Source organism: Weeksella sp. HMSC059D05 (assembly GCF_001809725.1).
Classification (GTDB): Bacteria; Bacteroidota; Bacteroidia; order Flavobacteriales; family Weeksellaceae; genus Weeksella; species Weeksella virosa.
In genome coordinates this window covers 61,393-87,734 of sequence record NZ_KV798548.1, presented here as the reverse complement: position 1 = coordinate 87,734, position 26,342 = coordinate 61,393, and the positions used below count along the sequence as shown (strand labels likewise).

31 protein-coding genes are annotated in these 26,342 nt (G+C 35.4%); 8 read left to right on the top strand and 23 right to left on the bottom strand.

The annotated features are described in order from the left end of the window. Position 1 precedes the first annotated feature (1 nt). From HMPREF2660_RS08570 to HMPREF2660_RS08500, 15 genes are all read right to left on the bottom strand, one after another. Positions 2 to 250, bottom strand: a complete 249-nt coding sequence (locus tag HMPREF2660_RS08570; RefSeq protein ID WP_070486713.1) for a hypothetical protein — start codon at positions 248 to 250, stop codon at positions 2 to 4. Between the two features lie 102 nt (positions 251 to 352). Beyond that, a complete protein-coding gene (locus HMPREF2660_RS08565; protein ID WP_070486711.1) occupies positions 353 to 1,066 on the bottom strand; it encodes a hypothetical protein in 714 nt (237 codons plus the stop codon). Beyond that, on the bottom strand, positions 1,047 to 1,280 hold the full coding sequence (locus HMPREF2660_RS08560) for a hypothetical protein (RefSeq protein WP_070486710.1): 234 nt from the start codon (positions 1,278 to 1,280) through the stop codon (positions 1,047 to 1,049). Before HMPREF2660_RS08560 ends, HMPREF2660_RS08565 begins: the two co-directional genes overlap by 20 nt. Further along, positions 1,267 to 2,820 (bottom strand): helicase-related protein, encoded by a 1,554-nt coding sequence (locus tag HMPREF2660_RS08555; protein ID WP_070486708.1) that lies wholly within the window; start codon positions 2,818 to 2,820, stop codon positions 1,267 to 1,269. The genes HMPREF2660_RS08560 and HMPREF2660_RS08555 overlap by 14 nt, the downstream gene beginning before the upstream one ends. Then, the gene (cas9, locus tag HMPREF2660_RS08550; protein ID WP_141743579.1) at positions 2,798 to 5,551 is read right to left on the bottom strand and encodes a type II CRISPR RNA-guided endonuclease Cas9; all 2,754 of its coding nucleotides are present in this window, start codon (positions 5,549 to 5,551) and stop codon (positions 2,798 to 2,800) included. The genes HMPREF2660_RS08555 and cas9 overlap by 23 nt, the downstream gene beginning before the upstream one ends. Positions 5,552 to 5,620: 69 nt before the next feature. Then, positions 5,621 to 6,220: a master DNA invertase Mpi family serine-type recombinase gene (locus tag HMPREF2660_RS08545; RefSeq protein ID WP_070486704.1), complete on the bottom strand. Its 600-nt coding sequence runs from the start codon at positions 6,218 to 6,220 to the stop codon at positions 5,621 to 5,623. Beyond that, positions 6,217 to 6,513, bottom strand: a complete 297-nt coding sequence (locus HMPREF2660_RS08540; protein WP_070486703.1) for a hypothetical protein — start codon at positions 6,511 to 6,513, stop codon at positions 6,217 to 6,219. Before HMPREF2660_RS08540 ends, HMPREF2660_RS08545 begins: the two co-directional genes overlap by 4 nt. Positions 6,514 to 6,597: 84 nt before the next feature. After that, positions 6,598 to 7,041, bottom strand: a complete 444-nt coding sequence (locus HMPREF2660_RS08535) for a DNA N-6-adenine-methyltransferase (RefSeq protein WP_070486848.1) — start codon at positions 7,039 to 7,041, stop codon at positions 6,598 to 6,600. A 21-nt stretch (positions 7,042 to 7,062) separates the two neighbouring features. Beyond that, on the bottom strand, positions 7,063 to 7,461 hold the full coding sequence (locus HMPREF2660_RS08530) for a dATP/dGTP diphosphohydrolase domain-containing protein (protein ID WP_070486701.1): 399 nt from the start codon (positions 7,459 to 7,461) through the stop codon (positions 7,063 to 7,065). Then, positions 7,458 to 7,955 (bottom strand): helix-turn-helix domain-containing protein, encoded by a 498-nt coding sequence (locus HMPREF2660_RS08525; RefSeq protein ID WP_168160802.1) that lies wholly within the window; start codon positions 7,953 to 7,955, stop codon positions 7,458 to 7,460. The genes HMPREF2660_RS08530 and HMPREF2660_RS08525 overlap by 4 nt, the downstream gene beginning before the upstream one ends. 10 nt (positions 7,956 to 7,965) lie before the next feature. Further along, positions 7,966 to 8,343 (bottom strand): single-stranded DNA-binding protein, encoded by a 378-nt coding sequence (locus HMPREF2660_RS08520; protein WP_070486698.1) that lies wholly within the window; start codon positions 8,341 to 8,343, stop codon positions 7,966 to 7,968. A gap of 1 nt (position 8,344) precedes the next feature. Next, on the bottom strand, positions 8,345 to 8,497 hold the full coding sequence (locus HMPREF2660_RS10990; RefSeq protein WP_168160801.1) for a hypothetical protein: 153 nt from the start codon (positions 8,495 to 8,497) through the stop codon (positions 8,345 to 8,347). A gap of 208 nt (positions 8,498 to 8,705) precedes the next feature. Beyond that, on the bottom strand, positions 8,706 to 8,909 hold the full coding sequence (locus tag HMPREF2660_RS08510) for a hypothetical protein (protein WP_070486696.1): 204 nt from the start codon (positions 8,907 to 8,909) through the stop codon (positions 8,706 to 8,708). Positions 8,910 to 8,919: 10 nt separating this feature from the next. Next, positions 8,920 to 9,495, bottom strand: coding sequence for a LuxR C-terminal-related transcriptional regulator (locus HMPREF2660_RS08505; RefSeq protein ID WP_070486695.1), 576 nt, complete (start codon positions 9,493 to 9,495; stop codon positions 8,920 to 8,922). Positions 9,496 to 9,514: 19 nt separating this feature from the next. Beyond that, positions 9,515 to 9,724, bottom strand: a complete 210-nt coding sequence (locus HMPREF2660_RS08500) for a hypothetical protein (protein WP_070486694.1) — start codon at positions 9,722 to 9,724, stop codon at positions 9,515 to 9,517. Between the two features lie 146 nt (positions 9,725 to 9,870). Between HMPREF2660_RS08500 and HMPREF2660_RS08495 the strand changes: the two genes are divergently transcribed. After that, complete coding sequence (locus HMPREF2660_RS08495) at positions 9,871 to 10,275, top strand: helix-turn-helix domain-containing protein (protein ID WP_070486693.1); 405 nt, start codon at positions 9,871 to 9,873, stop codon at positions 10,273 to 10,275. Between the two features lie 263 nt (positions 10,276 to 10,538). On the opposite strand, the gene HMPREF2660_RS08490 is transcribed toward HMPREF2660_RS08495, so the two are convergent. Next, a complete protein-coding gene (locus HMPREF2660_RS08490; RefSeq protein WP_013598843.1) occupies positions 10,539 to 11,636 on the bottom strand; it encodes a DUF3810 domain-containing protein in 1,098 nt (365 codons plus the stop codon). After that, complete coding sequence (locus tag HMPREF2660_RS08485; RefSeq protein ID WP_070486692.1) at positions 11,620 to 12,588, bottom strand: bile acid:sodium symporter family protein; 969 nt, start codon at positions 12,586 to 12,588, stop codon at positions 11,620 to 11,622. The genes HMPREF2660_RS08490 and HMPREF2660_RS08485 overlap by 17 nt, the downstream gene beginning before the upstream one ends. 212 nt (positions 12,589 to 12,800) lie before the next feature. On the opposite strand from HMPREF2660_RS08485, the gene HMPREF2660_RS08480 reads away from it, so the two are divergent. After that, the gene (locus tag HMPREF2660_RS08480; RefSeq protein ID WP_070486691.1) at positions 12,801 to 13,922 is read left to right on the top strand and encodes an endonuclease; all 1,122 of its coding nucleotides are present in this window, start codon (positions 12,801 to 12,803) and stop codon (positions 13,920 to 13,922) included. A gap of 226 nt (positions 13,923 to 14,148) precedes the next feature. After that, on the top strand, positions 14,149 to 15,759 hold the full coding sequence (locus HMPREF2660_RS08475) for a glycoside hydrolase family 10-like protein (RefSeq protein ID WP_070486690.1): 1,611 nt from the start codon (positions 14,149 to 14,151) through the stop codon (positions 15,757 to 15,759). A 13-nt stretch (positions 15,760 to 15,772) separates the two neighbouring features. Here HMPREF2660_RS08475 and HMPREF2660_RS08470 read toward each other — a convergent pair whose 3' ends face one another. Continuing rightward, positions 15,773 to 16,141, bottom strand: coding sequence for a DMT family protein (locus HMPREF2660_RS08470; RefSeq protein WP_013598847.1), 369 nt, complete (start codon positions 16,139 to 16,141; stop codon positions 15,773 to 15,775). A gap of 158 nt (positions 16,142 to 16,299) precedes the next feature. On the opposite strand from HMPREF2660_RS08470, the gene HMPREF2660_RS08465 reads away from it, so the two are divergent. From HMPREF2660_RS08465 to HMPREF2660_RS08450, 4 genes are all read left to right on the top strand, one after another. Continuing rightward, a complete protein-coding gene (locus tag HMPREF2660_RS08465; protein ID WP_070486689.1) occupies positions 16,300 to 16,455 on the top strand; it encodes a 30S ribosomal protein THX in 156 nt (51 codons plus the stop codon). A gap of 304 nt (positions 16,456 to 16,759) precedes the next feature. Continuing rightward, positions 16,760 to 17,206: a hypothetical protein gene (locus tag HMPREF2660_RS08460; RefSeq protein WP_083299110.1), complete on the top strand. Its 447-nt coding sequence runs from the start codon at positions 16,760 to 16,762 to the stop codon at positions 17,204 to 17,206. Next, positions 17,207 to 18,430, top strand: a complete 1,224-nt coding sequence (locus HMPREF2660_RS08455) for a TCR/Tet family MFS transporter (RefSeq protein WP_070486688.1) — start codon at positions 17,207 to 17,209, stop codon at positions 18,428 to 18,430. Between the two features lie 206 nt (positions 18,431 to 18,636). Next, entirely contained in the window at positions 18,637 to 19,524 is an 888-nt protein-coding gene (locus HMPREF2660_RS08450) for a DMT family transporter (protein ID WP_070486687.1), read from the top strand. Between the two features lie 27 nt (positions 19,525 to 19,551). Here the strand turns inward: HMPREF2660_RS08450 and HMPREF2660_RS08445 are convergent, their stop codons facing one another. From HMPREF2660_RS08445 to HMPREF2660_RS08430, 4 genes are read right to left on the bottom strand one after another with little or no spacing between them, the layout of a single operon-like run. Continuing rightward, entirely contained in the window at positions 19,552 to 20,610 is a 1,059-nt protein-coding gene (locus HMPREF2660_RS08445; RefSeq protein ID WP_070486686.1) for a T9SS type B sorting domain-containing protein, read from the bottom strand. A gap of 9 nt (positions 20,611 to 20,619) precedes the next feature. Then, positions 20,620 to 21,300: a hypothetical protein gene (locus tag HMPREF2660_RS08440; protein ID WP_070486685.1), complete on the bottom strand. Its 681-nt coding sequence runs from the start codon at positions 21,298 to 21,300 to the stop codon at positions 20,620 to 20,622. Between the two features lie 12 nt (positions 21,301 to 21,312). Further along, positions 21,313 to 21,972: a hypothetical protein gene (locus tag HMPREF2660_RS08435; protein ID WP_070486684.1), complete on the bottom strand. Its 660-nt coding sequence runs from the start codon at positions 21,970 to 21,972 to the stop codon at positions 21,313 to 21,315. Between the two features lie 26 nt (positions 21,973 to 21,998). Further along, positions 21,999 to 23,144, bottom strand: a complete 1,146-nt coding sequence (locus tag HMPREF2660_RS08430; RefSeq protein WP_070486683.1) for a hypothetical protein — start codon at positions 23,142 to 23,144, stop codon at positions 21,999 to 22,001. A gap of 222 nt (positions 23,145 to 23,366) precedes the next feature. Between HMPREF2660_RS08430 and HMPREF2660_RS08425 the strand changes: the two genes are divergently transcribed. Further along, a complete protein-coding gene (locus HMPREF2660_RS08425) occupies positions 23,367 to 24,251 on the top strand; it encodes a pirin family protein (protein WP_070486682.1) in 885 nt (294 codons plus the stop codon). 75 nt (positions 24,252 to 24,326) lie between these two features. On the opposite strand, the gene HMPREF2660_RS08420 is transcribed toward HMPREF2660_RS08425, so the two are convergent. After that, a complete protein-coding gene (locus HMPREF2660_RS08420) occupies positions 24,327 to 26,324 on the bottom strand; it encodes a heavy metal translocating P-type ATPase (protein ID WP_185097019.1) in 1,998 nt (665 codons plus the stop codon). Positions 26,325 to 26,342: the final 18 nt, after the last annotated feature.

Genomic DNA, 26,342 nt, shown 5'->3' with positions numbered 1-26,342 from the left:
TTTATAATCTAATATTGAATTCTTTGGCTGTTTTTCTAATTGTCGTGTCGAATCTATTTTCTAGTGTTTGTAGGAAAGGCCTGTCGCAAACCTCTTTTGTTTGGTAAACCAATTCGAGGTGTCGCTCGAGAAGGTCCTTCAGTATTCTAGCCTCTTCTGTATCGACTTTCGCTCTATCCATTTCCTCGAGCAAGGCAGCCGCATGAACGCTAGCTTTTAGTAGGAATATATTTGTTTCTTTTTTGGTCATTTTTCTATTATTTTTTTATTATCTTTGAATCGAAAGAAATTCACAATAAGGTATAAACCGTAGTGATATAGCACTTAACACCAGCAATACGTTGGTGTTTTTTTATCCCATTCCATTTACCGAATAAAACACAATACTGTCTCTATAATCTCCTTCGAAAGCAGTCACTCCGTGCATCATTTCTCTTACATTGAGTAATGCTAATGAGTAGCTCTTGCTATCTATGCACGTATCGAGTTGTGGTATTACTAGATTTCCTCCCCTTCCCTTTCTTTTATAGAAAATCAAATTCAAAACACCCGGTAGTGAGGCAGTGTCGTAATGCAATCCTAATAGACCGTTGTAATTGATGCTACCGCTCGTGAAATGATTGGTGATGCATACAGATTTGTCGCACAGTAGATTCTGTTGTCTTCTTTGATTTTCGAATGATTCTCTAATTTCTTCGCTCCTAGAAGAGGCAAATTCTACTCCCAGCTCACCAAGTAGTGCAATAGCTTTGAGTATATCGTTGTTTTCTTTTTCTTTGTGAAAAGCCGCTATTGTAGCTTTGTGTCTACCCAAACTCCCGTCTGTTCGCAATCCTCCAAAGAAAATACTTTCTAATTGTCTATTCCCGTAGACGTGTGGTATGAATGACTTCCTGTTTTCTCTGCATCCTTCTATAATGAAGTCAATCAGATACTTGATATTAGCAGTAGTTTCTGGGAAAAAAGCACCAACTAATTTGCCTTTGTGGTGGATGATAAGTTCCTCTGTTACGTTTGGTTCGTGCCAACCTGGTATCTCTCTTTCTTTATAATCTGTTAATTTCATTTTCTATTTCGTTTACTTCTGTTTCTAATATTGCGATTGCCGATAGTAGTCGATTACGTCTTATGAATAGGTTGTAATGGTCGTTCATCTGCTCGATTCTATTATCAATTTCTGATAATAGTTTTGCGTCTACCTTTTCTGGTAGCATTCCCCATAATTCTGATTTGATTGGGATTTCGTTTTTCTCTTCTTCAATTCCATTAAGTAAGTTCATTGTTCAATGTTTTATGATCAAGTTTCATATAATGCGATATGTCGTTGCTCAACTCTAATTTTCTTTGATACATACTATTAACGTAACCCTCTACACTGTTGGCGATATAGAGGTTATGTATATAGCATTGTTTCTTCTGTATTAATCTATCGATACGCCCGATAGCTTGTCGACGGTGAATAGGATTGAGCGAATGTCCGAATAGGATTACATGGTTAGCATTAGGAAAATCGAGAAGCTCGGATCCACAACCATAGCTAGCAATTAGGACTCTGAATTTACCTTCTCGGAACAGGTGAATTGCTAGTGCATTGTCTTCGTCGCTTCGCTCTCCGTTGAGTTCGATATAAGACTCTCTATTTTCGTTGAGTGCTTCTCTAGCAACGGCAATGTCCGAATACTTACCACTTACGGTGAATCCGAATATAATTACCTGGTCATCCTGTGGGATTTCTCGCAAGAGTTGTTTCAATTCTTTCTTCTTCAAATCAGCTCCTCCAGACCGATAGCAACATCGTACCATTGAAGAGTAGACGTCTACAATGCTTTGTTTTTCTTTGGTGAACTTATTGACTCTCCCATATAATAGATTCATTGCTTGTGACTGAGTAGCATTGAGCATTAATTTTCTATCCCTTTCGATCATTTTTCTATTGTCATAATCGTATCGATTGCGATGGAAAACATAGGGTGAAACAGATTGCAAGAAATTGAGCATCGATTTGACGCCTCTTATTTTTTCTCCTTTCACATTCAGGTAATGGAGTGCCTTTCTACCTTCTTGGATAATTATACGTTTATCTAGACAAAAGAAAATTCCGAACAGGTCTAATACTCCATTGGTGCAACTATCGGCCGTAAGACCATAGGCGTACCCTGCATTGGAAATTGATATACGGATGTTGTTGGCTAGTTTGCAATCTGGACTTTCGTTAATTGCTATAATACCATTTTTCACACGATGAGCTTCATCGATGATTACGCAATCTTGTTCACTCAACTCTAGGTCTTGATTATAGCTGAACCAATTGATCGATACGATTTTGATTTCAATTGTAGGATTGAGCCAACGATCGAACGAATTGGTTAACTGCTCTAATGCCCTTTCATATTGCGGTGTAATCCAATAGAGTCTTTTTATCTTCCCATGCTTATAGAGAGTATTGGCTATCTCAATTCCAATCTTTGTCTTGCCACAACCTGTCCACAGCCAAATTAGGCTTCTTCTCAGTCTAGTGGAGAAATCAACTGCTTCTCTCTGGATTTGTACTAAGTCTTCTGGATAATCTTTTTCATCTATTCCTGTTGTCCATTGGATGTCTGCTGGTGGCTTTTCTTGTAATAATTCTGATAAGGAAATGTCGGTGAAAGACTGGTCCGTTTCGAACCAATCTTCTACCACAACATTATAGCCATCTCTTGCCGGCTTCATATCTACAATAGCTGCGTTTGGCACCCAAAATCTTGAGCCACTATCGAAGAGTTTCGCTTTCTTGGTTTTCTTAACAAGGCGAACGTTATTGATAATCTTCAATCCCATAACTGCTGATTACTTCTCCTAGTTGATTGACATTCACCTTCTTTATTTTTATCCAATCATCGGCTTTGATTGTAAAATCATCCTTCGCCGCTAAGGTGGTTGTTGGTCGTAGTTTGGGAGCAGTAGACACTCCAATCAAGTAATAGTAATTACCGTCTAATTCTACTATATCATTTTCCATTAGCGTGAAACCACGTTCTAGCCTTTCTCCACCGTTCAGTGCCTTGATGTAATCTATTAGCGATATCTGCTCTCTTTTCACCTTAGCTTTCTCATCAATCCAAACCCTGATTGCATAGTTTTTATCATTGAAAACAAAATCAATTTTTCGTTCATATTCATCGAATTTCCCGGTGTTCCCCTTACCGTCGGTAGAACGTAATGGAAATACGGTATTAGAACTGAATCGAACAGACACCTTATGGATTGGCTTACCGTTGTACTTGGCTGGATTTTCAATCAAAGAAACAATGCCATCTTCGTGGTTACCAACTTCAGTAATTCGTTTTTCTATTATTTTTCTGATTCTTTTGTCCATAATTTTATTAATCATTGCGGGCGATAGTTTGCTAATCGGCTGTCGGATTTTGTAATACCGATCTTCTACAATTTCACCTTTGGTATTCCTTGACTTCTCTACTCGTTCACCATACACGCTTTCTTGATGAAGTGCGAATCGTGGCGTGTATCCGAATTTGGTTTTACGACTGAATTTGATTTTCGGCATAACGGCAAAAACATTACTCAAATCAAGCGGAGCAATGTCCGGTTGAATATTATATATCGAAACGCTATCAATGCCATTGCTTTCATTCTTAATGTTGTCGAAGTAATTAACCGTCTCTTGGCTCATGTTTGCCATTACCCATGCTTTCTGTAGGTAGTGCCTTGCGTCTTGTTCGTTGTATTGATTAGCCTTCCATTGCGATTGGTATCGATTGAGTAACTTATTAGGAATATTAGTGCCTTGAAAGATTGTTGCAAAACACTTGGTGTTGTAATCGCTGTTTTGTCTTCTAGAAATCCAATCGTCGGGTATATCCTCTTCACCCATTAATAAGTATTTCTGTTTGTTTTCTGGGAATTTCTTAACCGCTTCCCGGTACTCTTCTTCTATCCCTAGCGATTTGGCAAAGTCAATTCCGGTGGTTCTATTTTTGAGCTGGTTTAGTTTGGTAGGACATAGCACTTGATTGGCTAATGATCGCTCGTATAGTTTGCTTTTCGGTATGATATGATCTAAGTTGTATTGGTCGCTGAAGAGTTCTTCTTTCGAGATCAATACATCGGGTTCGTAGGGAGATATTCCTCCGCTTTCTTCCCATAATTGCAACTTAATCCTGTCATAGTGCGAAAGCTCCGGATGTTGTTTGGCAAATTTATCTTCCTTTCTTTTGGCTTGTGCAATTGCTTTTCTTCCTTTGTTCCCTTGTTTCAGGAGATGGTCGATTTCGAACTGCACTTCATCAATCTGATATTTTTCTTGCAATGCCAGATAGAGTGATTGGCAACTTGCATAGTGTTGCTCTAGTACCACGTTCCGCAATGCTACATTATCAAAATCAACTTGACCGTAAATTTCTAATATCGCTTCCTTCAGTCGCTTTCCTTCTTGCATCAATGGTAGAAGTTTGCGAATTGATTTTATAGAGAAATTACTCCAACCTAGTTTATTGAAATCCAAATCCAGTAGCTCATTAATTTGTGCATTGTTGAGTTGATATTTTTCTTTCAATAATTTTCCTAATCGTTCATTAGCGGTCGCCGAGTATATATCTTGCCATAATTCGGTATAATCAGCTTCTATTTTCAAGCTATTGAACGCTTTATTAATCGGATTACCTGCAATTAACTTTCCGCTATACCAACTATAATGGGTCGGGTGTTTCAGCTTCAAATCTTTCAGACAATTAGCCTTTGTGATGTTGCTACCTCTATTGCATTTCTCAACCCATTTCTTTCGTTGTTCGAAACTGATTTCAATCTCTTCTTGGTTCATGTCATAGATTTTGATATTCAGAATATCTCTCCAAATTCGAAATTCCTGGTACAATGGATTGGATGCATGCGCAACGGTCCGATTCTTCTCGTAATCGCACATAGCCACCTTTGGCTTCTTGAGAGGTCGTTGGTAGTAGATGATGCTATATAGCTTATCACGCAACTTTTTGTCGATATTCTGAGCGTCCATTATCATATGGAATTCCTTCTCGTAACTTTCGCGCGTGAAAATAATGTCTCTGCTACTCTCCAATGTTAGAAGGTAGGCCGCAATAGAAGGATATTGTTTTGCATTTTCTTCGTGGTTTTCGATTTCCTTCAGGTAGTCGCTATTCTCATTGTCGCTCACCCCACGTAATGATTTGTAGCCTCTTTTCAGCTGTAATTGACAAAGAACATTGGTTAGCTCTTGCGGCGTTAATTCTTGTGTCAATCCTTTCACTCTTAATTGTAGATTTTGCGTCCTGGTTAAATGTTGTGGTTGGCATCCGTAAGTAGCTTGTAGAAGTCTTCTAAGATTCGATTTTCTACTTTTGAAACGCCAAAGATTTCTCCTAGCTTGTGCTTTCATCCGTCTATTGATTCGCTTACTTACAGGTTTACCCGAGATAAACTCATAATAATCATCGAAAGAAATATTCACTCTCTTAATCCCATGTTTCACAACATCTAGCCCCTCGGTGATGACATAGGCTATTGCACGAAGGCCGATATATATATTCAGTTTCATTTTGTTTTTTATTTCGTTTTTTGGATATTTCACTTAGTTCGCAAAGCTTTGTGTTAGGTGCTATACTACTTAAATCGACTCTCTTTTAATAAAACGAGCCAGCGTCCCTCTTGCTACTCCTAATTTCTTACTAAGTTTAACTTGGGACATACCTTTTTCTAAGTGTTTCTTTATAGTTTCTTCTTTACCAGTTAGTTTCACCTTATCCGATAATCTTCCTTTAGGCCTTCCAATATGTATTCCTTCTGCCTTTTTTCTTGCCAAAGCCTCCTTCGTTCTTTTGGAAATCATATCTCTTTCAATTTCAGCAGCTAAAGCAAAAGCAAATGCTAAGACTTTTGATGTAACATTGTCTCCCAACTCATAACCGTCTTTAACAGTGTAAACTTTAACTTCATTCTTCATACAATGTTCTAATATTCTCATAACCATAAATAAATTTCTACCCAAACGAGATAATTCAGACGATATGATTACATCGCCAGGTTTTATGTTCTTTAATAATTTCCCAAGCAATCTTTTATCTGGTTCTTTCGTCCCAGATACGCCATCGTCCGAAATCCATTCTTCAATTTCAAAGCCCAATGATTTTGCTTTGTTATTGATACCTATTTTTTGATTTTCCGTGTCCTGCCTGTCTGTACTTACTCGTATATATCCGTAAATCATATTAATCGGTTTAAAAATTCGTGTGCTTCTTCTCCAAATCTCTTCAAAATAAATTCTGACATAGAGCCACTATAATTGTATTTTTCTAATAAATAATCGTCAAATTTTCCAATGTCAATCAATATTTCATTGCTGAATCCTGAAACCCAACCAATCCAAAAACTTTGAAATTTTATCCCGAAATATTTTTCAAAAAGATTATTAACCATAAGAGCTTCGTGAGAATGATACCGTACAGCACCTAACATTGCATTGGCATCATTGCCTTGAATTTCTTTTGTACTGTTGTTCATAATTTCAACTTTTATTTATTAATTAATCTTTAGTGCTTTATTCAGCATCGGCAACGAACGCCAATGCTCAACCGTTAGGCGACATTATTTTTTTTCTGCCGCGCGCCCGAAAACAACGATCATACTATCGTGCATTGGGGCTTTATCATTTACTAATTCTCCTTTGGTATTTACTCCAACGAATTTTATGCGACCTTTTACAAATCGGATCTCGTTTGCGTTTGGTTTTATTACCTCGTGGAATAGTTTTGTTGAAGTAGATACAGGCAATAGCATTACACATAACTTGCCCTTTTTACTTTCCTCAACGGCTTTCATTACAAACGCCTCTTTCAACTTCCTACTGTATGGTGGGTTAATGTAGTTTCTTTGCCCCCATTCAATCAGTAAGCCATATTTATCAGGCGTTATTTCATTCTCGTTTAAAGGGCAAGGATCAAAGTCAAACGCAAACTCTGCATTTAGTTTGTCATAAAATTCTTTTGGAGTAGCCCAATTATCACTATGGTTTAAATTTCTGTTTTTCATTTTCGTTTTTAAAATTTTCAATTAACCTTTCGTGCAGCAACGCTTATTATTGTCTCTATGTCTTGTATCAAAATCGGGCTTGAAGCGCTGCATGTATGATAAAAACATTGCGTTGCATAAAATATGTCCTGTGTGTGGTAATCCACTTTCGGGGTCAATATCTTCACCACGCATATATGCTGTTAAGTGTCTTATTAGGCTTTCGCAAATTTCCGTTGTAAAAAGACCTTTTTTCCAGTTGTTATCAGCGTATTTCTTTGCTCCAAATTCCAACACCTTAACCATATCCTCCAGGGCATCAAAGTCAACAAGCGACCAACGCAATTTCTCACCGTTATACCTCACAGCACTACCACCAACATCTGCTCTATGCAATACCTCTGTTTGTGGTTCTTTTGGAGTTTGTTCCTCGTTTTTCATTTCGTTTTTAAAATTTTCAATTGACTTTCGTTGAAAATATGGAGCATGCCGTTGTCTTCCATTTCTGCCACGATTCTAATTTCATTTCTTGTGTTGGTGAAGATTGCACGTACTTCTCCAGGAAACTTATAGCCTTTTGGTTTGTACACTTTATCACCAATCCTGAATTTCGATTCTTCTAATTTCTCGGTCGTGGTTGTCATCACTTCATTCTCGATGATTTCTTTTATGGATTTGTACATTAACGAGTGAAACGGATTTTTATCTTTTTCTTTGTCATAAATGTTGATAGAGTAGAGGATGGTGGCATGATCTCGTGGTACCACTTCTGCCATCAACTCTAATGGAGCTTTGAGCATTTTTTGACATATATAAAAGAAAGATTGACGGGCTTTGGCAACGTCTTCTGTGCGAGCTCTCGATTGTATTTCTTGTTTATCCACCTGATACTCCCTACAGATTATATCAAGTACTTGGTTAATTTTTCTTTGCATTTTTTTTGTTTTAAAAAGGTAAATCATCATCATCTCTACTATTATCACTAACCATATCGGTTTTTTTGCTGTTGCGTAGGAAGGTAATAGAAGAAATAGTTAGCTCTAGATTAGCTATTGCACTACCTTCGTTGTTGATATAGGCAGAGGCATTAGGTGTTCCTTCTAGATATATTTGATCACCTTTTTTAATAACTTCTGCAAGACGTTTTGTTGTTGAATAGCGAACGCAACGCACCCAAGTAGTTTTGATAGTTTCTTCATTTTGCTTATTCTTCCATTTTTCAGTGGTAGCTACTGAAAATCTTATAGCAAATCTATCTGTGTTAGGTATTTCGTGTATTGTTGGGGTTTCACCGATATTCCCTATTAATTGTAATTTTAGCATCTTATAGTAAGTTTAAGTTTGATGTTGTGAAATCTATTAGTTTGAATGGTAGATTGTTTTCTCTGTAGAAATTTTCTACTTCTGTAACAGTCATCATACCTACACGACGCATTTTGGCTAGTTTCGTAAGGTCTAGATTAATATCTTCGAACATCAATTCACCTTCTTTAATTTTTTTATTTTCAACGTAAACACTGTAGGCTAGGAGTGCTTTTTTGCTTCTGGAAGAAAGTGATGATTCTATAATCTTGTTTTTTGTTTGAAAAGATTGTTTTTTGTTACACATAAGGCCAAAAAAAATTTATAAATTAATAATAAACACTATTCCACACTTCGGACATTTGTAATATTCAAAATCCGTGTCATACCCTATAAATACTAAGTCCTTCATATTTTTCTTGAGTAGTTCTTATATCAACCTTTCTTTTCATTTCACTAATAATTTCAAATCTCATTAACATCTCACTAAGAGATAGCGATTTATTATATGAAACTTCATTTTGAAGAACATCTAATACTTTATAGGCTGACTTGAGTTCGTCGTGTGAAAAATCTGTAATTTTCATTTTCTAAAATTTATAATGTTATTGGTTGCGCAATGTTTTTTTCTACAGCTATCAGTGCTAATTCCTGTTTAGTTGTTATCTCTAATTTTTCATAAAGATTTTTTTTCATCAAATGGATTGTTCCAAGAGGAATATTCATCGTACTGCTAATTTCGTTATTGGTAAGGTCTGTAATTAATAGCTTTATTAGCGTAATTTCAGTACTATTAATGATTTGATTATTATAACGAATATGTTGACAAACCTTACCTTCTCCACTGCATTTACCACGCAATGGACAATCCCAATATTCACCCTTTTGAAGTCGTCCTGATTCTGTAATATCTGCTTGAAAGTCTAATCCTCCGAATCTACATTTTACAAATTCTTCTATTTGTTTTATTTGATTGTAGGGAAACCAATTATGGAGAATATGCTCTACTTTAGAATCCTTTCTAATTTCGGATATGATGATTTTTTTTATTTTCTCCGGAATTTGAGAAATAGGACTAATACAACCATTGGTAAGAAATAAAGTATTAGTTCCGTCGAAGAAAAATTCGATAGAAGAGTCTATCATTCCTGGGTAGTAACTTTGATTAATCATTTGCTTAGTTTTTTATTAATTATTTAACTTTCTTATTAATTTTTATTTTTTCTTTTTTTTGGTTAACCGCCAAATCAACCAAAGCCATGAGTATTCCTGGGTTATCTTCTAATCCATTTTTTACTCTATATATTTTTTTGATGTTTTTATGATTATATGAAATAGCCAAAATCTCACATATTTTCTTTTTATAGTGTTTCGGAAGATGATTTTTGAAAAGATTTTCCATATTTCTATGCATCTGCATACTTATAATTGTCCTGTTTTGTCTTATTTTGTCCTAGATTTTATACAAATATAATTAATGTGTAACAAAAAACAACTATAAAGCATATTATTTGTTACAATGTAAAATTATTCTAAATAATTAATGATATGACAACATTTTCAAAAAAACTTAATTCGTTTATTTTCTTGAACGGTTTCGAAACAAAGAAGGAATTTGCAGAATTCATGGGTATAGACCAGCAAACTATCAGAAACGTTACAAACGGCAGGGAGCCTTCTTATAGATTTATTAAACAATTATTAGCTAAGTTTCCCGAAATAGACCTTAATTATCTTATAAAAGATGAATTTACAGCTTTGAATACACCTGACATGTTTGATGATATGTTTGAGAAAAAGGCCGTTTTCTTTCAGACTAGATCAGACAAGACCAAATTAGAAGAAAAAACTGAATTTTATGGAAACAACGCTGATACATTTAATAAAATTCTAGAGAAGCTTGAAAATATAGAAGATCTTAGTAAGGATATCTTAGATAAAGTATCAGATTAATTCCGTTCCTTTTTTTCGGCACGGATGTTTTTATTAGTATTAATTATGTTCTCTTTTCTAGAATATAGGTTTGTATAAAGTAGCATTGGTAGAGGGTTTTAGTAAAGTTAAGGCACGATATCGGCACGGATATTTTATAATCTGCTGAATATCTGTGCCTTACTTTTTTTAAAAAAATCCCTTCGCGATCACAAAGTAAGAAGCTCAATCACCATTGTGTGTTTGAGCTTTTTTGTTTGGTAATAACTCATCCTAGTAAAACCTTAATCGTTTCCTATATTTTTCCATCGATAATAAGCAGCTACATATACTATGTATTGACTATAACTACTTATTCCTTCTTGATTGTTGGCTCGTAAATAAACATCATTAAGATTGGAGAAAGCATCGCTTGCTGCACCTAGATATTTTTCTGCGTGCCAACGTTCGTGTTCACGGTCTCGGACCATCCCGTCTGAGAAATTGTCGAGTATGTTTTTTACATATTCTGGATCTTTATATGCAATGTTGCGTAATGCATTCATCAGTGTTTTGTAGTGGGCTGAATAAAGTAAATCGATTGATTTTGATTGTTCTGCGATGAGGTAAGCTATAAAATTGGCTTCGTTTTCGGGCGCATAACTTATCAGATGTGCCAATTCATGGGCTAGGGTAAATGGACGGCTAAGGTCGGTTGTTTTGTTGTTGTAATTGGCTTCATTGGTGAAAGGATTGTAGTATCCTAGAACCCCTAAATAATTAGCCAATGAACTGAAAAAACTAGGTTTGAAATTGTTTTTATCTATAACGTATTTACTTTTTAAAAAAGGAAAATATACAAGTTGTTGTTGATCGGATAATATGTTTTCTTGTAAAGTTTTTTGATCTTCTTGTAAGATGAAAATTCCGTTTTCGTTTTCTTGCACTTGATTTCGGTAAAATTTTACTAAAGTCAACTCATTTTCGGCAATCGATTTTAGTTCATCTATCGAAACATCATCTATATAAAAATCGCTTGTAAATGACTTTTTTGCATAATTGATGCCCCAAAAAAGTTGAAAAAACCCGAAAAAAGTATTTCCTATCAATAGAATATATACAAGTGTGTTTTTAGTTTCGCAATACTTTTTTTTTACAAGGGTATAAGAAAATCGGTACAAAAAAAATAACAAACTCGCTCCTAAAAGAAGATAGAAAATTTCTCCGATGGGAATAGAAATACGAGAAAAAATAGAAAGTAGTAAATGATTGATTTTTGGGTAAATCGTAACATTATAAAACAATAAAAAGGCAGGCGAACTTTTCAGAATCTGAAAAAAAATCATTTGAAAGGCACCTAGTAATAACAAAGTAATCAAACGTTGATTAGAGTTGTTTAGCATATTTTTCGGCAATAAAACTGATAATAAATAATTGGAAGGTGTGGTAAATCATAATCGGTAATAGATAAACACCAATATTTTCACTGAACAAAACACTAGCAAAAACCGAACCATGCACCAATGATTTTTTGGTCCCGCAAAACTGAATCGTGATGAGGTCCTCACGAGAGAAACCAAATTTTTGCCCAACCCATCGGCTAATCTTGAGCACAACGAAAAAGAGAAGACTTACACAAACGGCAATAAGAATGAGTTGTTTCGGCTGCATCAATGTAAATGAGCCGTCGTGAAAAGTATGGGCGAAACTATTATAAACAATCAATATAATGGTAAGTTTATCTAATTTTGCGATGCGAAATTTGTGTCGTTGATAAAACTTTTCTAGCCAAGGTTGTATGAATAGGCCAGCCATAACCGGCACAAGAATCTTAATTACTAAATCGATAAAAACTGAACTAGAATCTATCGAAGCAGTGGACTTGGTAAAAATACTCATCCAGAGTGGGGTGAGAATAATACCAATCAATCCAGAAAGACTAGCATTGAAAATAGCGCTGATAATATTGCCCTTTGCAATAGAGACCATCACAACAGAAGACGATACAGTGCTTGGTAAGCTTGCTAAGAAAAAAAGCCCAATAAATATCATTTGATAGGCTTCTGTTTTGGAGAATAATGGATAAAAAATTAAAACCAAAAGTGGAAACAATACAAAACTAATACTCTGAGTTAGTAGATGCACTGGCCAGCGACGAAAATCGTTTTTTAGCTGCGTTTTGTCCAATTTTAGACCATAAAAAAAGAAAACTCCCACTACACCAATATCAATTATTCGATCGAGATTAATAAATCCAAGCTGCCAAGTTGCCAATTGCGGAACAAAATATCCTACTATAATTGCCAATAAAAGCAATAGAATAAAATTATCGGGAATAATTTTTTTTATATTCAAGATTAGATTTTTTTTACACTGATTCGATGTTTATCGAACATACTTTAAAACAAAGGTAAAACTATTTTGGCGCGAAAATTATTTCTTGTAAAATCCTTTTTTACTTACCAAACAATTAGTATGTAAAATAAACGATAAGTCTTGGCTGATATTTCTTTGGTAAGATAAAAAATATGTAATTTTATACCCTAACTCATAGAGGTTATATTCATATGAAAAAAACTTTATTTACGATAGGGCTTTTTGTCCTTAGCATGGGGAGTTTTGCACAAATTCCAGATGGATATTATAATACGGCGACGGCAGATGGTTTTATACTAAAAACACAACTGAAGAATATTATTTCAGGACACAATGATCGTGGTTACGGAGCATTGTGGGATTTATATAAAAAAAATAATCCGAAAAACGGTTTCAAGGATATATACTATGAAAAAGACAATACGTTGTTAGATATTTATTCTGAGAGTCCGACAGCATCAGACCCATACAACTATATTCCTGGATCTGGACAATGTGGAAATTATGCAAAAGAAGGCGATTGCTATAACCGAGAACATCTTATCCCACAATCGTATTTTAATAAAGCAACCCCAATGGTTTCGGATGCATTCCATATTTGGCCAACCGATGGGTATGTGAACAGTAGAAGAGCAAATTATCCTTTTGGTGTAGTAGCCAATGCAGTTTGGACTTCGAAAAACGGAACAAAATTGGGGAACAATCTTAATGCTGGATATTCAGCTGGCTATAGCAAGACAGTTGTTGAACCGATTGATGAATTTAAAGGTGACATTGCTCGAGTTTTTTTCTATTTTGTGACGCGTTATGAAGATAGAATGCCAAGCTTCTATTCGAGTAATTCAGAAGTAAGAGCAATGTTCGATGGAACAGCAAATAAAGCTTTTAGCGAAACATTCCTAAAGATTCTCTATACATGGCACATCATGGATCCGGTAAGCGAACGTGAGCGAAACATCAATGATCTAATATATTACACCCATCAGAATAACCGAAATCCGTTTATTGACCATCCAGAATTTGTGAATAAGATTTGGAAAATGGACATGAGTATAGATAATTTCGATTACCAAGAAAGAAAAGATATAATTGTTTATACATCAGCCAATAATACAGTTTCTGTGCGATTAGAAAATAGCAATAAAAACATTGCTAGACTTACGTTGTACAATTTGCAAGGACAAATTGTAGCACAAAAAGAAAATCTTAGAAAAGAGAAAACGGTAGAATTACGCAGCAAACAAAGTGGAGTTTATATCCTGAAAGTCGAAGGTAAAGGTTTGGAAATAAACAAAAAAGTAATTCTAAAATAATTTGAATAATAGAAGTATCATCAACAAAGGAATACTCATCTTAGAATCCAGAATTATTTCTGGATTTTTTTTATTAAATCTATCAACTAACAGAAAAAAACAAGCTATTAAATACCACGTAAACATTTAGTGAAATAATTGCAGTGAACTTCCGTTTTATAGATAATTCTATCATTTTACGTATCTTTATCACTAAATAAGAAGTAAGATTGTACTTTTGTATCCTATGAAAACGAGACCACTAAAATGCATATTAACGGCAGGTATATTTGCGAGCATAATTTTTTCATGTTCGACAACGAAGATTACAAACTCTTCTACCCAGCCAGTTTATAGAAAAATAGAGAAACCTACCGTCCGAGAACCCATCGTAAAAGAGGTCCCGAAAGTTGTCGAAGAACCCAAAGTAGAAAACAAATTCTACGAGGTAAATCTACCAAAAGTCAATCGTGAGTTTCGTGCCGCTTGGATTGCAACGGTAGCCAATATCAACTGGCCTTCGCGCAATAATTTATCGACCGAAGATCAGAAAAAAGAAGCAATTCGTCTATTGGATCTATTACAAGAGGGGAATTTCAATGCGGTAATTTTTCAGGCAAGACCTTCTGCCGATGCTCTGTATAAAAGTAATTACGAACCATGGTCGTATTTTTTGACTGGTGAAATAGGTCGCAGTCCGTATCCCTACTACGATCCTTTAGAATTTTGGGTAACCGAAGCGCATAAACGCGGAATGGAGTTGCATGTATGGCTCAACCCATATCGCGCACATCACTCTACGGGAGGTGCGGTAAATAATGCGTCGATGGTGAAACGATCACCCGAAAATGTAATTCGACTAAGAAACGGAATGTATTGGTTCGACCCTGCACATACCAAAACTCAAAACCATGTCTCAAAAGTGGTTCAGGATATTGTTTTACGCTATGATGTAGATGGAATACATTTCGATGATTATTTTTACCCTTACGCTTCTTATAATGGTGGAGCAGACTTCCCAGACAATGCGACATGGAAAATCTACCAAAATAGTGGCGGAAAGCTATCGCGAGCCGATTGGCGCCGAGAAAATGTCAATACCATTATCGAAAGAATATATAAAGAAATAAAACAAATAAAACCGCACGTGAAATTTGGTGTAAGTCCTTTCGGGATTTGGAAACCAGGTTACCCAGCAGGTATAAAAGGTTCTTCTCAGTATGACGAATTATATGCCGATGCAAAGCTATGGTTGAATAAAGGTTGGGTTGATTATTTTTCGCCACAATTGTATTGGCCAATCAATTCATCTGGGCAAAGTTTTCCGGCATTGCTCAACTGGTGGCAATCAGAAAACACATTTAATCGTCACCTTTGGCCTGGTCTTAATACTGTTGAAGTAAAAGTTGCTGATCGTACTTCTGAGATATTAAATCAAATCAAACTCTCCGAACAAATTCTACAAAACAGTGTTGGTGTTGTGCACTGGAGTATAGCTGGACTGATCAAAAATCCGTCGTTGTTGCAAGCCTTGAGAAATGGTCCTTACAAAGAAAAAGCTCTGGTACCTGCAAGTCCATGGTTGCCATCCAAACCAATGCATAGACCAAACTTGGAGGTGGAAAATGATCAACATCGTTTTCGTGCACATTGGTCTACAGTCGACAATTCTCTTGTAAACAAATGGATATTGTACACACGTTACGACGATCACTGGAGTACAGAAATTCTAGATGGGTCGATTACTTCTAAAACTATAGATTATCAAAAATTCGGACAAAAACTAAATGCCGTAGCTATCAAAGCTGTTGATCGATTAGGCAATGAGAGTGAATATTTTGCAGAAAGAATTAATTGATTCTAGTAAAGTCTTATTTTTTGAATATAAAATAAACTGCCAAGACTAAAAACACAAATCCAATGAGGTGATTGAATCGAAAAGTTTCGTTCTTAAACACTAATAAAGTAAAAGCAGTGAACACGCAAAGTGTAATTGCCTCTTGGATTACTTTCAATTGCCAAATACTAAAAGGCCCACCGTTACCCTCATAGCCTATTTTGTTGGCAGGCACTTGTGCCATATACTCGAACAAGGCAATCCCCCAACTGATCAAGATAATGGCAGGCAATCCTAGTTTGCTAAACCAACTCAACTCTTTGAATTTCAAATGTCCATACCAAGCAAAAGTCATAAAAACATTCGATAAAATAAGCAAGCTAATCGTATAAATACCTTTCATATAAAGTATAGAAATAATCTTCCAAAAGTAGAAAATAATTTGTTTCTGTATTAGGATGCTTAGAGTTTACTGAGATAAATTTTGTTTTTTAGGTAAAAAACGAGTAAATTAGGAGACTAAATAATTAATATTAACTTTTTAACTTTATATTAAAACATATGGGAAAAGGAGATTTAAAAACAAGGAGAGGAAAAATTGCCAATAGAAGTTATGGGGTTAGAAGACCCAGAAAAGTTTATCGTTATGTAGTTGAGGAGGAAACGAATACAAAAGCAGAAAAAAAAGAAAAATCTACTGCGAAAAAATCTAAATAATTTCCTACATTTTATTGATAAAACGAAATCCCTAAAATAAAATCTATTTCAGGGATTTTTTTTACGAACACTCATAAATCAACCAGATTATAGTATCGGTTGATGAGTATAAATTTCGACTTGTTGCGTGCGAAGAATTTGTCAGCATACCAGAACACACCAACACTATTACCGAAAAAAATATCATCTTATTAGAAGTACAGCTTTTTTCTGAAAAAAATATTTAAGGCTAACGTCTAGAATTATTTTCCGTTTTATTAAGGTTGATTGAGATCTTTACTGTATTTTTGAAGTTTTATGTAGAATGGAGATTTGTAAAGATACCATCATAGAAGAGTTACAAAATATTCTGCTTAATAAACTCAATCATTACGATAAGTTGATTGCAGACTTACGTGCGAGCAATACCGATACCAAAAGTAGTATGGGAGACAAGTACGAGACTTTTCGTGAGATGTTGAACCAAGAAATTAACCATTTATTGCATCAGAAAAAAATGATTCTAGCTCAGCAACAAGTCGTCGAAAATCTCACCAATGACCCCCATAGTATTGTCGACTTCGGATCATTTGTTATTACAGATTTTGGTAATTTTTATATATCAACCAGCTTAGGAGAAGTAAATTTCAACGGGATAAAATTTATCACCATATCTCAGCAAACTCCTTTAGCAAATGCATTGATCGGATTAAAAGAAAATCAAACTTTCGAGGTCAACCAAAAGAAATATACAATACAAGCCATTTACTAAATGAGCATTTACCATAAACAAGCAACAGTGGGTTTCATTTTTGTGACCATGTTGATGGATATTATCGGAATCGGAATTATTATACCAGTTCTACCCAGATTATTAGAAGAGTTGATCGGTTCTAATCTCAGTGATGCCGCTAGAGTAGGAGGTTGGTTGTTGTTTTCGTATGCACTAATGCAATTTCTTTTTTCTCCGCTGATTGGGAACATCAGCGATAAATATGGCAGGCGAAAAGTCCTTCTAGTATCCTTGTTTGTGTTTACTATCGATTACCTAATTTTAGCATTTTCCTCTACCTTATTTTGGTTGTTTCTTGGTCGGATATTGGCCGGAATTACTGGTGCAAGTGCTTCTACATCCGTCGCCTACATTGCCGATATAAGTACCGAAGAAAATAAGGCTAAAAATTATGGTGTAATAGGCGCAGCCTTTGGGATAGGTTTTATATTAGGACCATTAATAGGTGGCGTTTTAGGACAATATGGTTCTCGAGTTCCGTTTTATACCGCTGCAGTTCTATGTTTTATTAATTTCTTGTATGCACTTTTCTTCTTGCCAGAATCTCTTCCGGTAACCAAAAGACGACCGATCGATTGGAAATCTGCGAACCCAATTGGCTCAATCAGGTTTTTTGCAAAATATAAACCGATTTTACTATTGATGGTGGCAATGTTTTTTATGTATATGGCAGGACATGCTGTGAACACTACATGGACATTCTTTACAATGTATCGTTTTGGATGGGATGAAAAAATGGTCGGAATATCGCTTGCCGTAGTCGGAGTTATGGTAAGTTTGGTACAAGGATTTCTGGTACGATGGAGCAATCCAAAGTTCGGAAATGCAAAAAATATTCTTACCGGTCTTACCATAAATATGATAGGGTTATTTCTTTTTTCTATAGCAAAAGAATCGTGGATGCTTATAGTATTTTTAGTGCCCTATTGTATCGGAGGAATTGCAGGACCCGCCCTACAAACAGAAGTCACCAATTACGTAAACGAAAATGAGCAAGGACAATTACAGGGGACAATCAACAGCATCAATAGCTCCACAGCAATTTTTGGTCCATTGATTATGACAGGACTTTTCCACTATTTCACACAACCGACAGCTATTTTACAATTACCACAAGCACCCTTTGTAATGGGAGCGATTTTTCAATTATTAGCCGTAATTTTTGCGTATCGGTCACTCAAAAAATATAGTACTTCTTTATAATTCTATTGACAAATAATTATTCAACTTTTTATTAAGCCTTTACAGAAACTAAAATATCAGAACATACACATTTCCCCCAAAGATGATGTATGGCATTGGTAAGAAGGTGAAGATACAACCGAAAAAGAAACACTTGCCAACTAAAATAAATATATGAATAATAAAGTTGGATAAATAAGCTTAGTTTTGCAGAAAATTTCTAGAAAATGAAAATGAAAGGTTATGCATTAGGCATAATTTCAGCAGTCTCTTACGGATTAATTCCAATATTCATTTTGCCAATTAAGCAAACAAATTTTTCGTTGGATACAACATTATTTTATCGTTTTTTTATCTCTGCTTTGCTCCTTTTACCTGTTTTGTGGTACAAAAAAGAAAACCTGAAAATTACACCAAAAGAATTGTATGTTGTAGTTTTGTTGGGGTTGAGTTACGCCTTATCGTCAGAGTTTCTTTTTATGGGGTACGATTTGCTTTCACCCGGGATTGCATCTACAATTCTCTTTATTTACCCTGTTTTTGTAGCACTTATAATGTTTTTAGTGTTCAAAGAAAAACTTAATCGACTGACCGTTTTATCATTGATTTTAGCCTTTTCTGGCGTGTTGACTCTAAGTATGAAAAACAATAGTTTCGAAATTAATTTTCCAGGTCTGATAGTTGTTTTGCTGAGTGCATTTTTCTATGCATTGTATATTTTGATCGTTAACCAGACCAAAATAAAATTATCAGGATTCAAACTCACCTTTTTTTCATTCTTATTTACGTCTCTATATTTCTTGGTGAAAGCCAAATTTTTGGGTGATTCTTTGCTTTTGCCTAATGTTAATATGTTGATTAATTTTGTGGTTTTTGCTTTTGTTACTACCTTAATTTCTAGCTTAGCGCTCGTATTTGCCATAAAATATATTGGTTCTACACCTACGGCAATTCTAGGAGCATTAGAACCTGTGGTTGCCGTTGCTGTAAGTGTTTTGATGTTTAATGAAGTACTGACTATTAATCTAATAATAGGCATCACTTTAATTATCATTGCTGTGATTGTCAATATTATATCCGATAGTAGAAAAGCAAAAGTAGCTTCCGATATTTAACTATAAATATGGTTTATCCGAAGGATGTTATTTTGATTTTAATAAGACTGAACCCTGTAAATGTTGTCCATTTTCTAGTTCGATCAAATACCAATAACTTCCAGTTTCTAGTTTCGCGTTGTTTGTTTTTCCGTCCCATCTGAATTGATCTTTTATCGTAAGAACGCGTAGGAGATGTCCGTATCTATTGAAAATTTTTACAACAGCATTAGGATTATCTTTCAGTACTAAACTCAAATCCCACGTGTCGTTTATCCCGTCAGAGTTTGGTGTGAATGCATTTGGAATTTGATAAACCTGTGTAGAAATTTGGGTAAAACAATTTCCGTTTATCGAACGCACCCGGATTACATACTCTCCCTTTTCTACTACAGGAAATGTAGTCGACTTTTGCCAAGGAAAAATTATGGTTCCATCGGGTTTTTCTAACTGATATTCTACATCGGTATTGCCATCGGTAGCCACTAGATGAATCACTTGGGTAGCATCTGTTTTTATTATTATTGATGGGAAGATTACCGTTTCAACAATTGTTTCAGCACGGCTTTTGCAACTTCCGTTGCTCACTATTACAGAATATTTACCTGGCTTTGTGGCTTCGTATGTAGGCGATGTTCCTACCAAATTATCGTTTTCATCATACCAAAAATATTCATCATACTTTGCGTTAATATATAAGATTACGGTTGCAGAATTTTCTGGACATAAATGAAAAATGGGTGCAATACTTACTGCAATTTCTTCGTTGATAAGTACCGCCAACTGTTTGCTCATAGAACCACAGATGTTGTTCTCTGTAACTTCTAGAATATATCTCCCCTTTGGGGTATTGGCCCAATTGATTTCTACCTGATTGTTTGTCGGAGTAAGTGGCTGAATGCTACCCAAAAAAGAAGTGTCGTTTACTTGCCATACATAGGTAGAATTAGTTGTGCCATATCCGTTATTTTCGTCCGTATCGACTTTATAAATCTTCGTCTCGCCAACACAAATCATCTGTTCTTGCCCAAATACAACACTATTGCTCACTAGGAGCAACAGTGTCGAAAGGCAAATTTTCGAATTATTGTGTTTGGTTAATTTCATTGCTTGTGTTTAATCAAAAACTATATCAGAGGTCGAAACTACGATCACAATTGTACTCGCTTTATTTTCTGGCGTTATAGTAATCTTCGTTCCGTTACTCAATTCTATTTCTGTCAAAATTACTTCGATCAAGGTAGAACCTGCAGTCGGCGTTACGGTAATTTTTCCATTACCTGCTGCGTCAATAAGAATTGGATTGTTATCGTTCGTTGTCCCGCCGGTTATAGTGTAAAGAATTTTGCTATTTGCAGGGGCATTACTGATGGTGAATCCTGTTGCTGTATCCTCACACGTCTCTACATTGTCTGCAGCAAAATTGATATTGATTTCATTGATGATGACAAAAATTTCCTTCGATGTACCTACACAAGTGTTATTGGTTTCTACAACTGTTAATCTATATTTTCCGGCCGGAGTTGTTTTCCAGTCGATGGTAATATTGTTGCCACTTGTTGTGTTTTTGGTCAAGCTAAGCGAAGGAGAATTGGTTATTTCCTGAGGCGTTGCATCCGTCGTGAAAATTTTCCATTCGTAGGTAGAACCACTTGTACCTTCGGGTGAATCGTCTGTATCAACACTATAATTTTTAATATCTCCGGGAGAAATATTTTGTGTGATTTGTGCTTTTAATCCTATCGAAATAAACGTAAAGATTAAGAGACTTAGATAAGTAATGATGGAGTTTTTCATGCGATTATATTTTTAATCCAATGGAGTGATTTCGGATGTTTTTACAATATTGATTTCTATAGTTTCTGTAATGGTAAGTAGATAAGTTCTGCCGTTGATTTCTATTGAGTTAATGGTAAGAATAAGCGAGTTTTCTGATCCGTCATGTGTAAGATTGATACTTGCTTTTCCTGAGGCATCAATAGTGATATTGCCTTCAGTCGGCGTTCCGTTTGTTACGGTATAATGAAGAATGCTGCCAGCTAGAGCATCGCTAATCTGAAAGCTTGTACTGCTACCTGCACAAATTTTCTCGGTTGGAGGCGTAACCGTAATATCTGTTTTGGGGCTGATGATTTTCACCTGAAAAGTTTGCTCATCGCTACAAGTAAGATTCTTTTCAACTACCTTAATCTCATATTCACCTTCTGGCGCTTGTGACCAATTTATGGTTGCTTTGTTATCATTGGTTATTATGTTTTCTCCAATTCCAGGAGGAAAAGAAACATCTGTAGATGGAGTTACTGTCCATTCATATGTCGAGCCTGGGGTTCCGTCTGGTTCGGCCAAATCGACACCATAAGTCTTGTTGCCTGTACCTAGTAACAATTCTTGGTCTACTTGGGAATAAGCGATACTAGTCACCAATAATAGGGCGAAAGTAATAAGGGTTTTTAATAGATGGTTTATCATAGATAGATAATTTTATTTTTTTTATACTAATTAATTGGTTCTATAGGTGTTGTTTCTACGCTTTTGTTGACGATGACTTTATAATAACCAGAATTCACAACGGCGGAATTACTTTGCATAGTTCCACCTTGGTTTTTTTTGTGGTTTAACGTATACTTTATTTTGGCAAAATAAAAGAAAGTACCCGTTTCGTTGGCCGGTATTGTCAAAAGATTGCTTGTACTTGATGATATTTCAGTAGGATTACTTAAAGTATTAACAGTACTTTTATACCATCCAACTACCTCTTGTATCGACTTCTCTCCATCTTTCTCTATTTCTAAGGTTATATTCTCTCCTTCACAAACCTTTATTTCTCCAATTAAATCATTCACTTCTAGATTTTCTGGTTTAAAGTTATTATCGAATTCATTATGGCTTTCTTCGGTTTTCCAGTTGTTCGGATTCAATAACCGAATCATCCATTGGTTGCGAGAAGTAGAAGTTTTTGGTCCGTTGTAATAATGATAATGTTTGAAATCTTCTTTTTTTTCTGCTAATAAACTCAAATGAAAGTTTCTTAAATCTTTTTTATTATCATTGTTAGGATTTTCATCAGGTAAAGAAGAGTCATTGCTAGAACCTGTTTTTCCTTTCCAAACTATTTTGTTATTAAAAGCAAAAAGATAAGGTTTATCTTTAAGATTTCCTTTATGATTTCCATTATTGGACCATTGGTTTTTACCATCGACAAGGAAAAATTGATCATGTTGAGCAAAATCGAAATTATTATTATTACCATTTAAAACTTCTACTTTCCAATCAGGGTTCACTTTCTCTAGTTTATTTTTATCAGAGTTAGGAATAATATTAAGTGCGATTACTGTCCCTTTTTTAATATATTTTCTTGATGTAAATCTCAATACTCCTTCGGTCGTCCCAAAATAGTTATCATTTACTCTTTCCCAACCGTTATCGGTGATAATAAAAGAAGTGCCTTGTCGCAGATGGTCTAATGGAACCAAGTAAATTTTATCGTCGATTTCATTGTGGTTCTTTTTTTTACAATGATTATTAAAACATGCATTGATACCCAATAAAACGATATCTCCCTTTGCTAAAGTAGTTTGAGCAGAGAGTGGTAGGTTAATCCCGAGAACGAAGAAAAAGAAAAAGGATATAATTTTTTTCAATCAAAATTTTCTTTGGGTTCTATTGCAAAATTATTACATAACACATTAGAAAAGTTAAAAAAATGTAAAAATATTATTACGATTGTTTTATTATTTTGATATATGAATTAATTATTGATATGGTTGATTCAGAAAGATCAATGAAAGAAAATTTACTATCATAGGTCAATTCAATATTCTTAATAAAAGTTTATCTTTCGATACATATTTTTGCAATTAATTATGTCGAATATAGATTTTATACACGAAGAAAAAGCAGCGGATATTGGCAATTTTTTGGTAGGTAGATTATTGCCTTTTCGTCAAAAAAGAAATATTGGCCCTTTTGTATTTATCGATCATATGGGGCCAGTCACGTTGGATCCGTACCAAAATTTAGATGTAGGTCCGCATCCTCATGTAGGTTTATCTACCTTAACGTATTTGTTCGAAGGTTCTATCATGCACCGCGATTCTTTAGGCAACGAAATGGAAATAAAGCCAGGTGCCGTAAATTGGATGACCGCCGGAAAAGGAGTAACCCACTCCGAAAGAACACCAGAATATCTTCACACGAAAGATAAAAGTCTCCATGGTTTGCAAATTTGGGTTGCTTTGCCCAAAGAACTAGAAAATTCTGCTCCTTCTTTTCATCATATCGATGCCAATCAATTACCAAGTTGGGAAGAAAACGGTGTACATTTTCGTTTGATTGCTGGTGAATTTGATGATAAAACATCCAGTGTGCCTGTTTGTTCTAAGTTGTATATGATAGAAGTGAAAGTCGAAAAAGACACCCTAATCGATTTTCGAGATAAATTATATGGCGAAAGTGGTTTGTATATTTTGGATGGGATGGTTCGTATAGACGGAAATGAGTTTGGTCCGAAACAAATCCTCATTACCAAAGAAGCACATCTTTGCATCTTTGAGGTATTGGCAGGTTCTATAGTTTATATTTTCGGTGGTGAACCTTTCCCAGAAGAACGATTTATTCGTTGGAATTTTGTGTCAAGTTCGAAAGAAACTTTAGACCAAGCCGAAGACGATTGGCGAAATCATCGCTTCCCGAAAGTGTATAACGATGAAGAAGATTACGTTCCGATGCCTGTTTATCGAATCAAATAAGAAGTATAATGAAATGAAAAATACTTCAAAAAATAATTTTTTTTTTGAAGTATTTTCTGTATGATTTATTGTGTCTTAATGATTAAAGTCTTTGTTTTGTATTCTCACGGCATTCAATATTGCTAAGAGTGCAACCCCAACATCTGCAAAAACAGCTTCCCACATGGTCGCAATTCCGCCTGCACCCAAAATCAAAACCAAAGCTTTTACCCCAAAAGCTAAACCAATATTTTGCCAAACTATTTTTTTAGTTTCTTTACTAATTCGGATTGCCATCGGGATTTTCTTAGGTTGATCATCTTGAATCACAACGTCGGCGGTTTCTATCGTCGCATCACTTCCCAAGCCGCCCATAGCCATCCCAACATCGCTAATGGCAACAACGGGCGCATCATTTACACCATCGCCAACAAAAGCAACTGTTTGGTTTTTCGCTTTGATAGCTTTCACTTTCTCTAACTTATTTTCAGGTAGTAAATCACCGTAGGCTTCATCAATCCCGAGCGTTTTGGCAACTTCTTGTACCACAGCATCTTTATCGCCACTCAACATCGTTGTTTCGATACCTAGCGAATGCAATTCGTCTATCGTTTGTTGCGCATCCGATTTTATTTGATCGGCAATGGTGATGTAGCCTATAAATTTTTCGTTTTTGGCAATGGCTAAAGTCGTTAGGGTTGTTTGCATCAATTCTTTCGGATATTGAACCGAAAATTGATCGAGCAATCGAAAGTTTCCTACCAAATACCAGTCGACATCGATTTTTGCTTTCAATCCTTTTCCGGGTATTTCTTCAGAGGATTCTAGCTTAATAGTCTCATCAACTTTCCCTGCGTATTCATGGATTGCCGTGGCAATTGGATGTGTACTTTTACTTTCTATTAGGTTGATATGTTGCAAAATTTTTTCTTTGTTTTCGGTAGAAGTGAGGTTTACTTCTTGTACTTTGAAAATCCCTTCGGTTAGTGTACCTGTCTTATCCATCGCCACGTGTTGTATGTTGGCTAAAAGATCGATATAAGAACCTCCTTTGAAAAGAATACCGTGCTTACTTGCTGCGCCAATTCCACCAAAGTAACCTAATGGTATAGAAATTACCAAAGCACATGGGCAAGAAATAACCAAGAAAACCAATGCACGATAGAGCCATGTACCAAAATCATACTGATCTACAAAAAAGTATGGTAGAAATGTAATTGCAATTGCCAAATACACCACAATTGGGGTATAGACGCGTGCAAATTTAGCAATGAATAGTTCGGTTGGAGCTTTTTGTGAACTTGCGTTCTGAACCAGGTGTAGAATTCTCGATAACTTGCTGTCTTCGAATGCGGTTGTAACTTCTATGAGTGCTAAAGAGTTGAGGTTAATCATTCCGGCCAAAACGACCTCATTTTGGGTTTTCTGTTCGGGTAAACTTTCGCCTGTCAATGCAGAAGTGTTGAAGTTTGCTTTCTCTGAAAGTAATTTTCCGTCTAAGGCTAGCTTTTCGCCTGGTTTCAATTGAATAATATCACCAATTTTTACGTCTTTCGCATTTACAATTTTTGGCTGATTATCAACTAAAATTGTGGCTTCATCCGGTCGTTGATCCAAGAGTGTTTGAATGTTTTTTCTTGCTCTAGTTACTGCCATTGCTTGGAAATTTTCTCCGACCGTATAAAATAACATCACTGCTACTGCTTCTGGATATTCTTTCAGAGCAAAGGCTCCTATTGTAGCAATTCCCATCAAGAAGAATTCGGAAAAGAAATTTCCTGCCCGTATGTTCAGATAAGCATCACGCAACACAGGAAATCCTACCGGGATATAAGCTGCAAAATACCAAGCAAATCGAAACCAACTGCTAAACCATTCTGCTTTGGCGACATAATCGAGTGTAATGCCAATCATCAACAAAACAAAACTTATGATTGCAGGAAGAAACAATCTGAATAAATTTCTAGAAACTTCGTGCGTATGTTCATGGTCGTGATGGTCGTGTGCAATTGTTGTCTCCTCGATAGTGCAACACCCAGAATGACAGTTTGGGGTTTTTTTTTTCGAGGAATTTTTTATGTTTTGTGTAGACATCTTTATTTCTTTATAAAA

Coding starts and splice junctions, on each gene's coding strand:
- HMPREF2660_RS08445 (WP_070486686.1), bottom strand. CDS start 20,610: ATGAAATTAACCAAACACAATAATTCGAAAATTTGCCTTTCGACACTG.
- HMPREF2660_RS08565 (WP_070486711.1), bottom strand. CDS start 1,066: ATGAAATTAACAGATTATAAAGAAAGAGAGATACCAGGTTGGCACGAA.
- cas9 (WP_141743579.1), bottom strand. CDS start 5,551: ATGAAACTGAATATATATATCGGCCTTCGTGCAATAGCCTATGTCATC.
- HMPREF2660_RS08555 (WP_070486708.1), bottom strand. CDS start 2,820: ATGGGATTGAAGATTATCAATAACGTTCGCCTTGTTAAGAAAACCAAG.
- HMPREF2660_RS08425 (WP_070486682.1), top strand. CDS start 23,367: ATGTCGAATATAGATTTTATACACGAAGAAAAAGCAGCGGATATTGGC.
- HMPREF2660_RS08535 (WP_070486848.1), bottom strand. CDS start 7,041: ATGAAAAACAGAAATTTAAACCATAGTGATAATTGGGCTACTCCAAAA.
- HMPREF2660_RS08570 (WP_070486713.1), bottom strand. CDS start 250: ATGACCAAAAAAGAAACAAATATATTCCTACTAAAAGCTAGCGTTCAT.
- HMPREF2660_RS08540 (WP_070486703.1), bottom strand. CDS start 6,513: ATGAACAACAGTACAAAAGAAATTCAAGGCAATGATGCCAATGCAATG.
- HMPREF2660_RS08545 (WP_070486704.1), bottom strand. CDS start 6,220: ATGATTTACGGATATATACGAGTAAGTACAGACAGGCAGGACACGGAA.
- HMPREF2660_RS08560 (WP_070486710.1), bottom strand. CDS start 1,280: ATGAACTTACTTAATGGAATTGAAGAAGAGAAAAACGAAATCCCAATC.
- HMPREF2660_RS08525 (WP_168160802.1), bottom strand. CDS start 7,955: ATGCAAAGAAAAATTAACCAAGTACTTGATATAATCTGTAGGGAGTAT.
- HMPREF2660_RS08460 (WP_083299110.1), top strand. CDS start 16,760: ATGGAGATTTGTAAAGATACCATCATAGAAGAGTTACAAAATATTCTG.
- HMPREF2660_RS08455 (WP_070486688.1), top strand. CDS start 17,207: ATGAGCATTTACCATAAACAAGCAACAGTGGGTTTCATTTTTGTGACC.
- HMPREF2660_RS08520 (WP_070486698.1), bottom strand. CDS start 8,343: ATGCTAAAATTACAATTAATAGGGAATATCGGTGAAACCCCAACAATA.
- HMPREF2660_RS08470 (WP_013598847.1), bottom strand. CDS start 16,141: ATGAAAGGTATTTATACGATTAGCTTGCTTATTTTATCGAATGTTTTT.
- HMPREF2660_RS08490 (WP_013598843.1), bottom strand. CDS start 11,636: ATGCTAAACAACTCTAATCAACGTTTGATTACTTTGTTATTACTAGGT.
- HMPREF2660_RS08435 (WP_070486684.1), bottom strand. CDS start 21,972: ATGATAAACCATCTATTAAAAACCCTTATTACTTTCGCCCTATTATTG.
- HMPREF2660_RS08440 (WP_070486685.1), bottom strand. CDS start 21,300: ATGAAAAACTCCATCATTACTTATCTAAGTCTCTTAATCTTTACGTTT.
- HMPREF2660_RS08480 (WP_070486691.1), top strand. CDS start 12,801: ATGAAAAAAACTTTATTTACGATAGGGCTTTTTGTCCTTAGCATGGGG.
- HMPREF2660_RS08475 (WP_070486690.1), top strand. CDS start 14,149: ATGAAAACGAGACCACTAAAATGCATATTAACGGCAGGTATATTTGCG.
- HMPREF2660_RS08420 (WP_185097019.1), bottom strand. CDS start 26,324: ATGTCTACACAAAACATAAAAAATTCCTCGAAAAAAAAAACCCCAAAC.
- HMPREF2660_RS08465 (WP_070486689.1), top strand. CDS start 16,300: ATGGGAAAAGGAGATTTAAAAACAAGGAGAGGAAAAATTGCCAATAGA.
- HMPREF2660_RS08505 (WP_070486695.1), bottom strand. CDS start 9,495: ATGATTAATCAAAGTTACTACCCAGGAATGATAGACTCTTCTATCGAA.
- HMPREF2660_RS08500 (WP_070486694.1), bottom strand. CDS start 9,724: ATGGAAAATCTTTTCAAAAATCATCTTCCGAAACACTATAAAAAGAAA.
- HMPREF2660_RS08450 (WP_070486687.1), top strand. CDS start 18,637: ATGAAAATGAAAGGTTATGCATTAGGCATAATTTCAGCAGTCTCTTAC.
- HMPREF2660_RS08495 (WP_070486693.1), top strand. CDS start 9,871: ATGACAACATTTTCAAAAAAACTTAATTCGTTTATTTTCTTGAACGGT.
- HMPREF2660_RS10990 (WP_168160801.1), bottom strand. CDS start 8,497: ATGTTCGAAGATATTAATCTAGACCTTACGAAACTAGCCAAAATGCGT.
- HMPREF2660_RS08510 (WP_070486696.1), bottom strand. CDS start 8,909: ATGAAAATTACAGATTTTTCACACGACGAACTCAAGTCAGCCTATAAA.
- HMPREF2660_RS08530 (WP_070486701.1), bottom strand. CDS start 7,461: ATGAAAAACGAGGAACAAACTCCAAAAGAACCACAAACAGAGGTATTG.